The sequence below is a fragment of the Clostridioides sp. LIBA-6622 genome, assembly GCF_056716095.1.
Genome location: NZ_CP196998.1, coordinates 862,278 through 876,266 on the forward strand (window position 1 = coordinate 862,278; position 13,989 = coordinate 876,266).

The window sequence follows — 13,989 nt, forward strand, 5'->3', positions numbered from 1 at the left end:
ATCATGAATCTGTAATGTCTTATTTTGATTCATAACTAAAAGTATATAAAAATGATGAATAATATATATTATACATTATCAATAATAGGTTATATAATAAAATCACTAACAATTATATTATAAGAAAATTATAAAAATTACAAGGAGGTATAGAAATGAAAGAAAAATCAGGGATTAGAAATGCCATAATAGCTGCCTTTATAATCACAATATTGGCGGAATTAATCGGTCCTATTTCATTTAAAGTTATGGGGATTAATATAACTTTACTTAGTATACTATGGGCTATCTTCATAGGGATGGCTGTTTCACCTCATTTATTAGGACGAGTTATACCAGCTCTAAAAAAGTTTATAGGAGATAATGAAATAAATGTGTCTCCATATTTATTATCTTTAACACTATATCCATTAGGAATAATGTTTGGAATCAATGCAGGTCCTAAAGTTGGTATATTACTTCAAGCAGGACCAGCACTTTTATTACAAGAATTTGGTCATATGGGTACAATGTTGATTGCATTACCTGTTGGAGTTGCACTAGGTCTTGGAAGAAGTGCATTAGGAGGTACTTTTTCATTATGTCGTGACACAGCACTAGGAATTATTGGAGATAAGTATGGATTAAATTCACCAGAAGGTATAGGAACATTAGGAACTTACATAAGTGGTAGTATATTTGGAACATTATTATTCTCATTTTTAGCACCAGTAGGTGTACTTTTAGGATTTCATCCATATGCTTTAGCAATGGCATCAGGAATGGGTAGTGGTTCGATGATGGGAGCTGCAACAGCTTCATTAATGAATACGGTTCCACAGATGTCGGAACAGATTTTAGCATACTCAGCAACTAGTGGTTTAATTACAGCTGTTACTGGAATATATATAGAGTTATTTTTATCTTTACCAGTAGCCAATTATTATTATAGTAAAGTAGCACCAATTATTGAAAGATTTAGAGGAAGAAAAACAAAAACAAGTAATGACTTATAAAGGAGGGTGTATGTATGGAAAAGACTTTTAAGACTATTATAGAACAGATAAAAATAGTACTGTTTATATATATTATTATTTGCTTTGGACAAATGATAGCACTTAAGACTCAGGCGAAGGATTTATTAATTGGAAGTATATTTGGTTTTTTGTTAGTTATAGTTGCTATTATAATTAAGAACTTTGTTAAAAAACCTAATTTACCAGGTTTTGCATGGGCTACTTTGGTTGCATTCGTTTTATCACTTCCAATATCACCAGTGGGAGATATTATAGCAACTAATGTAGGTAAAATCAATTTTATGTCTACAGTAACACCACTGTTAGCCTTTGCAGGAATTTCTGTAGGGAACCAATTGGATATATTAAAAACTTTGAGCTGGAAGTTAGTAGTTATATCATTTATAGTTATGACATCTACTTACTTTGGTTCTGCTTTTATATCTCAAACAGTTTTAAGATTAAATGGAATGCTTTAAGGAGGTAGGTAAACATGAATGAATTAAAATTAAAAATCAAAGAGGAAATAAAGGTATTATCTGAAGAAAAAAAGACATCATTTGAAAAGGTATCTGATTACTTATTTGCAAATCCAGAATTGGCATTTGAAGAATATAAGTCACAAAAAGCATTATGTGATTTATTAGAAGAAAATGGATTCGATGTAACTAAAGGCGTAGGAGGATTGGAGACATCTTTTGAAGCTATCTATTCAAATGGGACTGGAAAAACAGTAGCTTTTTTAGCTGAGTATGATGCACTTCCAGGGATGGGACATGCATGTGGGCATAATATTATAGGTACAAGTTCTGTTGGTGCTGGTATCATATTAAAAGAAATAATGAAAAAACACAATATAGAGGGAACTGTAAAAGTATTTGGAACACCTGCAGAGGAAAGAGTAGGCGGAAAAATAACTATGATTAAAGAAGGTGTATTCAAAGATGTAGATGCTGCATTAATCTTACACCCAAGTGATGCTTCAATGCCTGATGACATATCATTTGCTCAAGTTAATTTAAAATTTGATTTTATTGGAAAGGCATCTCATGCAGCTGCTTACCCTTGGGAAGGGAAAAGTGCCTTAAGTGGAGTAATAGCATTGTTTAACAGTGTAAATAGCATGAGATTGCATCTTAAAGATTATGCAAGGGTACATGGGATTATAACTAATGGAGGTAGCATACATAATATAATTCCTGAAAAATCTACAGCTATATTTAATGTACGAGCTTTAAGTATAGAGTACTTAAATGAGATTTGTGATATGCTTAAAAATTGTGCTAAAGGAGCAGCAATTTCTACTGGAACTAATGTAGAGGTAGTTCAATTAGATGAAGTATACAAAGAAATTAAAAATGACTCAGAATTAGTGAATATAGTTAGAAATAATTTTGAAGTGTTAGGTGAGAATTATGTTGAAAGAGATTTAAGTCAGGGTATTGGGTCAACTGATACTGGAAATTTAACTCATGAGATACCTGCAATACAAGCATATATTAAATTAAAAGAAGATACTGCAACTCATACAGATGAATTTGCTGTTGCAGCTGGTGGTGAAGAAGGCAAAGTAGCACTTATAAAAGCAATTAAAGTACTAGCAATGTGTGGAGTAGATGTTTTATATAAGTAAATAATATATAATTTTAAAATATATATAAGAAAGGAAATTAGATTAGACATGATATTAAAACAAGTAATAGAGGTTTATGACATTTTAGATAAAGCAACCGCTAATGGAGAAGAAGTAAAGTCTTATTTGCAATCTTATGGTGAAGTAGATGTAACAGTCAAAGAATTGTCTTCAAGTAAAGGTTCAACAGATTTAGTCAAACTTACAATACCTGGTAAGAATGGAAAATCAAATGGTGGAGATGCACCTACTCTTGGAATTTTAGGTAGATTAGGTGGGATTGGAGCAAGACCAGAGGTAACAGGATTTGTATCAGATGGTGATGGAGCATTAGTAGCGATTGCAGTTGCTGCAAGACTTTTGGATATGCAACAAAAGGGAGACATATTAGATGGGGATGTTATAATATCAACTCATATTTGCCCAGATGCACCAACTAGAGAGCATCACCCTACACCTTTTATGGATTCACCAATAGATATGATGACTATGAATGAAAATGAAGTTGATAATAGTTGTGATGCAATACTTTCAATAGATACGACTAAAGGAAATAGAGTAATCAATAATAGAGGTTTTGCAATATCACCAACTGTTAAGGAAGGTTACATATTAAAAACTAGTGACAATCTTTTGGATATTATGCAGACTGTTACTGGAAAAGCTCCGTTTGTATTCCCACTATCAATTCAAGATATAACACCATATGGAAACAATTTATATCATTTAAATAGTATTTTACAACCAGCAGTTGCTACAGATGCACCAGTAGTAGGAGTAGCAATTACTACAGAGATGCCTGTTGCTGGATGTGCTACAGGTGCAACCAATTTTAGTGATTTAGACTCAGCAGGTAGGTTTGCAATAGAAGTTGCCAAGCTATTTGGTAAAAATAAGTGTGATTTCTACGATAGAGAAGAATGGGAAGTGCTTATTAAAAAATATGGTAAATTAAATAAATTTCAGACATTTGGCATACAGTAATTAGAATGGAATTAAGTCTATAAATTTGTGATATAACTGTATGGGATATTTTAACAACTATGAATAAATTATATGATGTAATTATAAAAAGGAGTGTTTCATAGATAATTTAAAAAATCATCTATGAAACACTCCTTATATTTTTATTTATATTTTAGTTTTTGTTAACTTAAGTTGCAGGTGTACCACCACCATCAGGTGTATTAGTAGAGCCACCACTATTGTTATTTCCACCACTATCAGGAGGAGTAGAGCCACCACTATTATTATTTCCACCGTTATCAGGAGGGGGAGTAGAACCACCATTGTTGTTTCCACCATTATCAGGAGGGGGAGTAGAACCGCCATTATTGTTTCCACCATTATCAGGAGGAGTAGAGCCACCACCATTATTACCTGAATTATTGTTGTTGTTGTTATTATCTTCTTCCTGTTGATTATTATCTGGTTTCTTTGTATCTTCAGATGATGGTTGAGAACTTACTTTAGTAGGAGCAGTACCTTCAATAAATGCTGCTTTAGAGCCAGAAGACTGCTTTCCTCCATCATCTAAATTAATTTTTGTGAAATATACATTTTTAGGAACTTCAAATTCAGTTACTGTTAAGTTAGCATGTATCTTTGCCATGATTTTTTCCCATAATTTTGCAGTACTAGTACTTCCATGTGGAACTTCTCTACGTTTTATAGTGTTACCAGAATCATCTTTTCTTCCAGCATCATCTCCAATATATGTTGCTCCAACATAATAAGGAGTGTAACCAACAAACCAAGCGTCGTATGCACTATTTGTAGTACCAGTTTTACCTGCTACAGGCATTCCATTTGGAAGTGTTGCAATACCACCAGTACCTTCAGTAATTACACTTTCCAACATATCTGTAACAACATAAGCTACTTCAGGTTCTACAACTTTATGTTCTTCAGGAGCATTTTTAACTAATAATTGACCATCAAAAGTAGTTATAGTAGTGAAAATTGATGGTTCTACATACACTCCTTGATTTGCTAATGTACCATAAGCAGCAGCCATCTGAAGTGGAGTAATACCATTTGCCATACCACCTAATGTTAATGAAGGGAATTGTCTATCAGTTGCTCCTGATTGACTATTCTTCACAGTAGTTATACCAAAGTTCTTTAAGTAGTCCATCATTATATCTATACATTCATCATAAGAATCTCCAAGCATCTCAGCAGTTTTTACAGCTATTGTATTTGAAGATTTAGCAAGTGCTCTACGTAAACTCATAGAACCATGACCAGCAGTAGTAGTTCTTGGGTTCCATTTGGTATTCTCTTCAAACTTATATCCTCCTCTAGCATCACTTAGAGAAGTTGATTGTGTGATTTTTAATGTATCAATAGCTGGTGTATAAATTGCAAGAGGTTTTATAGCAGAACCTGGTTGATGAGGGTTAGTTGAACGGTTTAAAGTTTTTCTACCACTTATGTTTCTTCCTCCAGCTAGTGCCCTTATTTCACCATTTTTATAATCTAAGATTACCATTGCAGATTGCGGTTGACTAACTCCGTCAGGACCAACCATATGTCCTGGGAAATTGCTATTTTTATCATATTCTTCTTCTAAAGCATCTTGCATTTTAGGGTCTATAGTTGTATTTACAATTAGACCTCCATTGTAGAATAAGTTTTGAGCTTCATCATTTGTATGTCCTTGTTCCATTAAAGCATTTATAACTTCACTTTCAATAAGGTCTTCTACAGATGAAGAAACTTTGTCTGACGATTTAGGTAATTTTATTTCTATCTTAGCTTTAATTGCTTCATCATATTCACTTTGTTTTATATATCCTAATTCTAACATTTTCTTTAGAACAACTTCTTGTCTTTTCTTAGCTTCTGGGTTACTTACAGCTTTTCTGACAACTAATGTACCTGCTTTTAATTGTCTATAAGTATCATTAGATATAAGTTCCCAAGACTTTATTTTTTCAATCATATCAAAGTCTACTTTTGTAGGGTCATCTAAATCATCATCAGTTGTGTTAACAAAAAATAATAATTTATTTTCTAAATCACCCTTAGCTTCACTTCCATCTAATTTAGAAGTTTTATAAGCTGAAAATTTAGATGGATTTTTAGTTGAACCAGCAAGAAGTGCTGACTCAGCTATAGTAAGGTCAGATGCAGATTTATCAAAATAACCACGTGCACCAGCCTCAGCACCTGCTAGACCTCTACCAACGAAAAAGTTATTTAAATAAGTTTCTAGTATTTTATCTTTACTTACTGTTTTACTCATTTCATATGCATAGTAAATATCCTTTATTTTACGAGGTAGAGTCTGTTGTTCAGTTGTTAACAACATTTTGGATACCTGCATAGGAATAGTACTACCACCTTGTTTAGTACCTGTAAGAGTCTTTAATACTGACCTAAATAAACCTTTAATGTCGACACCTTTATGTTCATAAAAACGCTCATCTTCTATTGCAATTACAGCATGTTGAAGATGTTTTGAAATCTTATCTAATGGAACTGGTGTCTTTTTATTTACACTTGGAGCTGTAGATAATGTCTTTCCATTAGCGTATTTAATTGTAGTTGTTTGGTTTGTCTGTTTGTCCAAGACAGCTTCTGTAACTGGAGAGACATCTCTTAGTGATGCAAATACTAAACCAGCAGTACCAGCAGTACCAACAACTAGTAAAACTAAAAATACTATCCCAAATACTCTTAGTTTTCTAAATTTATCGCTTTTTTTGGATTTTTTCTTGTTTTTTGTTGAACGAGTTTTGTTAGCTGAACTTCTATTAATTGGTTTATTTGTATTACTAGAGGAGCTAACTTTTTTTCTTCTAATTTTATTTCCATTTTTATCATTATCGTTATTCATAAGATTTTAACCTCCTTACTTAATGCAATATTATAACACAAATAGGAGTAGTTTTGTAATTAATAGAAAAAATGAATTTGCTATAATATTCTGTACATTGTAAATATGTATAAACATAATGTATTAAAAAGTCTATATTTTTATTTTATTTATTTTTGACAAATATTATAAAAATTATGCTAAAGCTACATATAAATAAATAGGAGGGGATAATTTTGAATAGAATAGTAGATAGAAAAAAGAAAAATGAATTTAGAAAAATTGTAGCTATTTTTTTGTTAATTCTTTTCTTGTCTGTATTTATAGGCAGTTTTATATATATAGATAAAACTTTAAGACCCACAATAACAGTATTGGCAGAAACTAAAGCTCTTGAATTAGCAAATAGGTCCATAAATAAAGCTGTTGCTGAAATGGTAGAAGGAAAAATAAACTATGAAGATTTAATGGATATACAGCTTGATAATAATGGTAAAATAACTATGATACAAGCAAATACTATAATGATGAATGAGATTGCCTCTGCAATAGCCTTAGAAATACAGGATGAATTAAAAAAAGCTAAAACAGCAAGTTCTTACATACCTATAGGAACAGCATTAGGAAGTCCTATATTAGCCAAATACGGTCCTAGACTGGAAGTTTCTATTGAACCCATAGGAACGGTATCCGTGAACTTTAAAACGGAATTTGAATCGTCAGGTATAAATCAAACAAGGCACAGAATATATCTAGAAGCTCAGACACAAGTTAAAGTAGTAATACCACTTATAACTTCAACAAAGCAAATTAAAGCACAAATACCTATTTGTGAAACTATAATAGTAGGCGATGTTCCAGAAAGTTATGTAAATATACCAGAAAAAAATCTAGGAAATGTTTTACCTAACACTGGAAAGAATGCTAATAAGTAATATAAATTTCTATATTTTTAAATAAATTTGAAAAAGTAGTTTATAAATAAAAATTTTGTCAATAATATTAATATAATTTCAATAAAAAATTGTATTTTATACTATGTAAAATATTTAATATATTTGGTCTATAGTGTAAGTCGATATACCTTTAGACCAAATATATTATTATATATTTAATATTTAAATTGTTCTTTATTTATATTATTTACAACATCCATTTAATAAATACACCATAACCTACAGCTGGGTCATTTTCAATAGCATGAGATACTGCTCCAATTATTTTATCACCCTGAACTATTGGAGTACCACTCATACCTTGTACGATACCACCAGTTTGAGATAAAAGTTTTTTGTCTGTGATTTTGATTTTAAAACTTTTACTTTCTGGATGTTTTTGGTTTTCTATATCTATAATTTCGATATTATATTTTTTACATTCATTAAAGTTATCTTGTAAAATTATTTGAGCTTTTCCTGTTTTAACTTCATCTAAAGAAGCTACTTTATATTTTTTTAAATTCGCAATATCAAAGTTGTTAATTTGACCTCTTATTCCAAAGTCAGTATTTTCTGTAAAACTACCAATAATATTTTCTCTTTTTGCATTTATACATCCAACACTACCTTTATAAGATTTTTCTATATTAAGATGCTTGGTTGTAGAAATTGAACCTGATTTAATAGGTATTTTTCTTGCACTACCAACACTTATTGGATGACCTACAGCACCAAATTCTGATGTTTCTGGATTAATATATGTCAAAGTAGCAAATCCAGAAAGCAAATTATTAAAACTAATTTTTTCTAATATATGCTTAGTAGTTTTCATTGTTATAAGTTGACCACCTCTATTTAATAAAATAGATACTGGTTTTTCTTCTGGTAGAGCATTTAAAGTATTTACAAAGTCACTATATCCATCAACTTCAGCATTATTTACTTTTACTATAGCATCACCTAATCTAAGTGGAGATGCTTCACCAGGATTTCTAACAATAATATTTTTTAGTTCTGCATCGATTTGAAGTACATTTCCAATTGGTATTAAATATTCAGGTTCACTTTTTTGTAAATTTTGTGCATAAATTAAATTATTTGAGAAAAAATATAATAAAAATAAAAAAGTTAAAACAATTGTAAATTTAGACTTAGCTAAGTTAGTTCTTTTATTTAAAGCTTTATCTTTAAAGTGAAAATTTTTAAGTTGCATAAAACACCTCTTTCTTATTAAATTATTTTAATAGTAGAATTGAAGTTTTCTTGCTGGTTCTATATTATGTTGTGCAAGAATTAGTTTTTAATGCTTGGAAAACTGACTCAATAACACCTTAGTTTTCATAAAAATAAATAAAATAAAGAGTGTATATGATAAAATAGATACATATTCATATAAATTAAAATAAATAATAACTGTCTATCATTAGAAAGGAGCAAAACATGAAAAAATATAGATTGTTAGTTACTTGCATAATTGCCATGGGAATTATAATTATAGGAACATCAAATCCTGTTAGCAATTTTTACAAGACTACAAATTTAATTAGTTCAGGAACTACTACAAATGAAAAAGCAGATAAAGATAAAAACTCAAATAAAAATACAAAAGATAAAGATGAAGACAAATCAAATTCAAAAAGCAATAAAGAAAAGTCATCAGAAGATAAATCATCAGATAATAAAAATGAAACTCAAAAAAATAAAAAGTTTTTAATTTGTATAGACCCAGGACATCAAGGAAAAGGAGATAGTAACCTAGAACCAGTAGCTCCAGGTTCTTCCTCTCAAAAAGCGAGGGTATCTTCAGGAACAGAGGGTATTGCTACAAAAAAACCAGAATATGTTTTAAACTTAGAAGCATCTCTTGTTTTAAAACATATTTTAGAATCTAAAGGTTATAATGTAATAATGACTAGAGAGACTCACGATATAAATATAAGTAATTCAGAAAGAGCGATACTTGCTAATGATAAAAAAGCAGATATGGTTGTAAGAATACATGCAGATAGTTTAAATAATTCTTCAAAAACTGGTGCATCCATATTAATTCCTGAAAAGGATGGAAAATATACAGCTCCTATATATGAAGACAGTAATAAATGTGCTGAATTTATTAAACAGAATATGGAACAAGCTGGAATACAAATCAACGGAATAGTTCAAAGAGGAGACTTGACTGGATTTAACTGGTCAAAAGTACCAGCTGTATTAGTAGAAATGGGATTTATGAGTAATTACAATGAAGACCAAATGATGTCAAATCCAGAATATCAAAGAAAAATGATGCAATGTGTAGCAGATGGATTAGATGAGTATTTTAAATAGAGTATAAATAGAGAGAAAATTAGAATTGATATTATTTTACTAATTTTTATCTCTATTTTTTATTGTACATAATACAATGATAAAATTTATTCTAGGTTAAATTGTTGTAAATATAACTAAAAATATTGGTAACACTTGATTTAAGTTTAAAAAGAATATATTATAGTATAGAATGTGTAAAATTTTTTTGAGAGGTGTTAGAATGCTAGTAGTAGAAAACGTGAGTCATGGATTTGGTGCTAGAACAATATTAGAAAATGTATCTTTTAGGCTTAGAAAAGGTGAACATATTGCACTAGTTGGCGCTAATGGAGAAGGAAAATCAAGTTTTTTAAATATAATAACAAAAAAGCTTATGCCAGATGCTGGAAATATAAAATGGTCTTCAAGAGCTACAGTAGGTTATTTAGACCAACATACAGTTCTAAGTAAAGGTAAAACGATAAGAGAAGTGCTTAGAGAAGCTTTTAAGCACATGTTTGATTTAGAGCAAGAAATGATTGCTATGTATGACAAAATGGGAGAAGCTAATGATGATGAGATGAGTAAGCTTCTTGAAGAAACAGCTGAAATACAAACTATACTTGAAAATAGTGGTTTTTATATGATAGATGCTAAGATACAAGAGGTTGCAAATGGTCTTGGTCTTGGAGAGATTGGTCTTGACAAAGATGTAACTGACCTAAGTGGAGGACAGAGAACGAAAGTACTTCTTACTAAACTTCTACTTGAAAATCCTACTATTCTTATATTAGATGAGCCTACAAACTATTTAGATGAAGAACATATAACATGGCTTACTAGATATCTTCAAGAGTATGAAAATAGTTTTGTCCTAGTTTCTCATGATATTGAATTCATAAATAATACTTGTAATGTAATATATCATATGGAAAATGGAGAACTAAATAGATATAAAGGAAATTATGATGAATTCGTAAGACTTAATGATATAAAGAAACGTCAAGAAGAACAAGCTTATGATAAACAAGTTGAAGAAAGAAAAAGATTAGAGGATTTTGTAGCTAGAAATAAGGCTAGAGTAGCAACTAGAGGAATGGCTAACAGTAGACAAAAACAACTTGATAAGATGGAAATATTAGAAAGACCAAAAGAAAAGATAAAGCCTACTTTTTCTTTCAAAGATGCTAGAGCAGCAAGTAAGATAATTTTTGAAACAGAAAGTTTAATTTTAGGGTATGATGAAGCACTGACAAAGCCACTTAATTTCCATTTAGAAAGAGGAAAGAAGATAGCTTTAAAAGGAATGAATGGTATTGGAAAATCTACTTTATTAAAGACTTTACTTGGGATAATAAAACCATTTGAAGGAAGTGTTAAATTAGGTGACTATTTAGAAGTTGGATATTTTGAACAAGAGAGTTCAAAAGAAAATAGTAATACACCTATGGATGAAATTTGGAGTGAATTCCCAGGACTTACAAACTTTGAAGTTAGACAAGCTCTTGCAAAATGTGGACTTACAAATGAGCATATAACTAGTCAAATGAGAGTGCTAAGTGGTGGAGAAGCTGCAAAGGTTAGACTTTGTAAAGTAATGCTAAAAAATATAAATTTCTTAGTACTAGATGAGCCTACAAATCACTTAGATGTTGAAGCAAAAGATGAATTGAAGAAAGCCATAAAAGAATTTAAGGGAACAGTTCTTTTGGTATGTCATGAACCAGAATTCTATTCAGACATTGTTGATGATGTATGGAATATAGAAGATTTTACAACTAAAATAGTGTAGTGCTTTAATTTATTACTGGGGGGATTTCATGAAAAAATTTCTAAATATACTTTTTTCAGTATGTATAAGTGTAGTTATAATAGTAGGAATTATTAATTTTACTGTTGGGTTTAAACAACTATATTATTTTGATATTGATTATCTAAATATATCGGAACTATCTGGTTTATCTAAAGATGATATAAAGTTAAACTACGATTATCTGATTGATTATAATCTAAATAATAATGTGGCTGAGTTTAAGTTGCCCACATTAAAATCTTCTCCACAGGGAAAGATACATTTTGAAGAAGTGAGAAATATATTTCAAAATATCAATAAACTAGCTAAAGTACTAATGATAGTATCTTTAATAGGAATTATATTGAATGCAAAAAATAAAAATATAAAAATTTTAAAAACTATATCAATAACGCTTATAATTATGCCATTATTGTTGGCAGTTCCAGTTTTATTGAACTTTGAAAAATCATTTGTTATTTTCCATAAGTTATTATTTAGAAATGATTATTGGATATTTAGTCCAGATTTAGACCCAGTTATAAATATGTTGCCAGAAGAATTCTTTTTTCATGCTGGTGTGATGATTTTAATGCTGATTTTATTAGTAAGTGTATTACTTTTTGTAATGTATAAGTTATGTAAGTCAACTAAATTAAAAATAAGATAGATTAAAGTTATACAATAAAAATAGCTATGTAACAATATTTAGGCTAAGAGTAGTTAATAAATATTTGTGCATAGCTATTTATAATGAGAAATTATTTTTTACTAGTAATTTTAACTAAATCTTGAAATTTCCCCATAATATAATTATAATTATCTTTTTTATGAGGGAGCATGCAACTACTGCAATCTTTAATACCTTTATCTGTATACTTGAAGTTTCCACCACAGTTTTCTCCTAAAGCATATAAAGGACAATAGCAAAATAAACAATTAAATTCTTCTGGTTTATTAGTTTTATGACAAGGGAAAAATTCACAATCTTTGTGATTAAAAAACTTATAATTTTCGCCCATATTTTCCTCCTAAATTAAATTAAATAAAATTTAAATCTTTTATAACTATATAAGATTTTGGTGATAATATAATTATACTAAATATTTTTATTAATAGTTGATAATATAGTACTATTAATCATAGTATTAATGGTATAATTAGTCAACAGAAAAATAATGTAAATATATTTTGAAATTATAATATGTTTTATAACAAAAATGAGGTGATTAAGTGAAAGAAATTCAAGAGAGAGCACTTCTTGTAGGTCTTAATTTGACGACAATAGTGAAAAAAAGTGATGATATAGACACGAGTGAATCCATGGAAGAATTAAAGGAATTAACAAAAGCTGCTGGTGCAGAAGTTGTAGGTAGCTTAATTCAAAATAAGCACTCCATAGATGCAGCTTATTATATAGGAAAAGGGAAGGTAGAAGAAATAAGGGCATACAGTGACTCATTAGATGCTACTTTAGTAATTTTCAATGACGAACTATCTGGTGCTCAAATCAGAAATATAGAGAATGTTGTTGGAATAAAAGTAATAGATAGAACTACCTTGATTCTAGATATATTTGCTCAAAGAGCACTTAGTAAAGAAGGTAAATTGCAGGTTGAATTAGCTCAATTAAAATACAGATTACCACGACTTTATGGAATGGGTGGTGAAATGAGTAGAACAGGTGCAGGGATTGGAACGAGAGGTCCTGGAGAACAAAAACTAGAAATAGATAAAAGACATATACTTAATAAAGCAGCAGATATAAGACGTGAACTTAGAGAAGTAAAAAAGAACAGAGAAACACAGAGAGTTAAGCGTTTAAAATCAAATATACCAATTGTAGCACTTGTTGGGTATACAAATGCAGGAAAATCCACTCTACTAAACGAATTAATAAAGACACACAAGGATTATGAACAAGAAAAAGAAGTTTTTGTAAAAGATATGCTTTTTGCAACTTTAGATGTAACTTTAAGAAAGGCACTTTTGCCAAATAAAAAGGAATTTTTAGTAGTAGATACTGTTGGATTTGTGAGTAAACTTCCCCATGATTTAGTAGAAGCATTTAAAGCAACACTGGAAGAAGTACAGTATGCAGATTTAATTCTGCATGTAATTGATGCAACAAATACTAGTTATGAACTGCAAAAAAGCACAACTGAAGGTGTGTTAAAAGAACTTGGTGCAAATGATAAAAAACATATACTTGTATATAATAAGGTCGATAAGCTGGAATTGGATATATATCCTAAAAGTCAAGAAGATATTGTGTATATTTCTGCTAAACAAGGCATAAATATGGATAAGCTATTAAATCTGATAGAAAGTGCCTTAATGGAAAATACTTATTCAGTAAGCTTAATGTTACCTTATGAGAGAGGTGATATATTTAGTAGAATAAAAGATAAATATAATGTAGAGAATTTTGAGTATGGGGAAAATGGTATAGCATTAGATGTAGACTTAGATGAAGAAGATTTTAATATCTATAGAGAGTACATATTAGAAAAATAGGTTGA

Annotated in this window: 12 protein-coding genes; 9 read left to right on the plus strand and 3 right to left on the minus strand. The window is 29.8% G+C overall.

The features are described 5' to 3' along the window. The first annotated feature begins 155 nt into the window (after positions 1-155). From ACTG47_RS04240 to ACTG47_RS04255, 4 genes are read left to right on the plus strand one after another with little or no spacing between them, the layout of a single operon-like run. The gene (locus ACTG47_RS04240) at positions 156-995 is read left to right on the plus strand and encodes a DUF3100 domain-containing protein (protein WP_479926233.1); all 840 of its coding nucleotides are present in this window, start codon (positions 156-158) and stop codon (positions 993-995) included. A 14-nt stretch (positions 996-1,009) separates the two neighbouring features. Further along, complete coding sequence (locus tag ACTG47_RS04245) at positions 1,010-1,474, plus strand: hypothetical protein (protein WP_169468700.1); 465 nt, start codon at positions 1,010-1,012, stop codon at positions 1,472-1,474. A gap of 14 nt (positions 1,475-1,488) precedes the next feature. Further along, on the plus strand, positions 1,489-2,628 hold the full coding sequence (locus ACTG47_RS04250) for a M20 family metallopeptidase (protein WP_479926234.1): 1,140 nt from the start codon (positions 1,489-1,491) through the stop codon (positions 2,626-2,628). Between the two features lie 48 nt (positions 2,629-2,676). Further along, a complete protein-coding gene (locus tag ACTG47_RS04255; RefSeq protein ID WP_479926235.1) occupies positions 2,677-3,612 on the plus strand; it encodes a DUF1177 domain-containing protein in 936 nt (311 codons plus the stop codon). 169 nt (positions 3,613-3,781) lie between these two features. Here the strand turns inward: ACTG47_RS04255 and ACTG47_RS04260 are convergent, their stop codons facing one another. Then, on the minus strand, positions 3,782-6,472 hold the full coding sequence (locus ACTG47_RS04260; RefSeq protein ID WP_479926236.1) for a transglycosylase domain-containing protein: 2,691 nt from the start codon (positions 6,470-6,472) through the stop codon (positions 3,782-3,784). Between the two features lie 215 nt (positions 6,473-6,687). On the opposite strand from ACTG47_RS04260, the gene yunB reads away from it, so the two are divergent. Continuing rightward, on the plus strand, positions 6,688-7,386 hold the full coding sequence (gene yunB, locus ACTG47_RS04265; RefSeq protein ID WP_054269422.1) for a sporulation protein YunB: 699 nt from the start codon (positions 6,688-6,690) through the stop codon (positions 7,384-7,386). Between the two features lie 208 nt (positions 7,387-7,594). Here the strand turns inward: yunB and ACTG47_RS04270 are convergent, their stop codons facing one another. Next, complete coding sequence (locus ACTG47_RS04270; protein ID WP_479926237.1) at positions 7,595-8,602, minus strand: SpoIVB peptidase S55 domain-containing protein; 1,008 nt, start codon at positions 8,600-8,602, stop codon at positions 7,595-7,597. A 227-nt stretch (positions 8,603-8,829) separates the two neighbouring features. On the opposite strand from ACTG47_RS04270, the gene ACTG47_RS04275 reads away from it, so the two are divergent. The 3 genes from ACTG47_RS04275 to ACTG47_RS04285 all read left to right on the plus strand — a co-directional run bounded on the left by ACTG47_RS04275 (position 8,830) and on the right by ACTG47_RS04285 (position 12,137). Then, positions 8,830-9,714, plus strand: a complete 885-nt coding sequence (locus tag ACTG47_RS04275; protein ID WP_479926238.1) for an N-acetylmuramoyl-L-alanine amidase — start codon at positions 8,830-8,832, stop codon at positions 9,712-9,714. Between the two features lie 202 nt (positions 9,715-9,916). Further along, positions 9,917-11,467, plus strand: coding sequence for an ABC-F family ATP-binding cassette domain-containing protein (locus tag ACTG47_RS04280; RefSeq protein ID WP_054269425.1), 1,551 nt, complete (start codon positions 9,917-9,919; stop codon positions 11,465-11,467). 28 nt (positions 11,468-11,495) lie between these two features. Next, complete coding sequence (locus ACTG47_RS04285; RefSeq protein WP_479926239.1) at positions 11,496-12,137, plus strand: TIGR01906 family membrane protein; 642 nt, start codon at positions 11,496-11,498, stop codon at positions 12,135-12,137. A gap of 91 nt (positions 12,138-12,228) precedes the next feature. Here the strand turns inward: ACTG47_RS04285 and ACTG47_RS04290 are convergent, their stop codons facing one another. Next, a complete protein-coding gene (locus ACTG47_RS04290; RefSeq protein ID WP_003418451.1) occupies positions 12,229-12,489 on the minus strand; it encodes a cysteine-rich small domain-containing protein in 261 nt (86 codons plus the stop codon). A gap of 211 nt (positions 12,490-12,700) precedes the next feature. On the opposite strand from ACTG47_RS04290, the gene hflX reads away from it, so the two are divergent. Continuing rightward, complete coding sequence (hflX, locus tag ACTG47_RS04295) at positions 12,701-13,984, plus strand: GTPase HflX (protein WP_479926240.1); 1,284 nt, start codon at positions 12,701-12,703, stop codon at positions 13,982-13,984. The last annotated feature ends 5 nt before the right edge of the window (positions 13,985-13,989 follow it).

Coding starts and splice junctions, on each gene's coding strand:
- ACTG47_RS04240 (WP_479926233.1), top strand. CDS start 156: ATGAAAGAAAAATCAGGGATTAGAAATGCCATAATAGCTGCCTTTATA.
- ACTG47_RS04245 (WP_169468700.1), top strand. CDS start 1,010: ATGGAAAAGACTTTTAAGACTATTATAGAACAGATAAAAATAGTACTG.
- ACTG47_RS04250 (WP_479926234.1), top strand. CDS start 1,489: ATGAATGAATTAAAATTAAAAATCAAAGAGGAAATAAAGGTATTATCT.
- ACTG47_RS04255 (WP_479926235.1), top strand. CDS start 2,677: ATGATATTAAAACAAGTAATAGAGGTTTATGACATTTTAGATAAAGCA.
- ACTG47_RS04260 (WP_479926236.1), bottom strand. CDS start 6,472: ATGAATAACGATAATGATAAAAATGGAAATAAAATTAGAAGAAAAAAA.
- ACTG47_RS04270 (WP_479926237.1), bottom strand. CDS start 8,602: ATGCAACTTAAAAATTTTCACTTTAAAGATAAAGCTTTAAATAAAAGA.
- ACTG47_RS04275 (WP_479926238.1), top strand. CDS start 8,830: ATGAAAAAATATAGATTGTTAGTTACTTGCATAATTGCCATGGGAATT.
- ACTG47_RS04280 (WP_054269425.1), top strand. CDS start 9,917: ATGCTAGTAGTAGAAAACGTGAGTCATGGATTTGGTGCTAGAACAATA.
- ACTG47_RS04285 (WP_479926239.1), top strand. CDS start 11,496: ATGAAAAAATTTCTAAATATACTTTTTTCAGTATGTATAAGTGTAGTT.
- ACTG47_RS04290 (WP_003418451.1), bottom strand. CDS start 12,489: ATGGGCGAAAATTATAAGTTTTTTAATCACAAAGATTGTGAATTTTTC.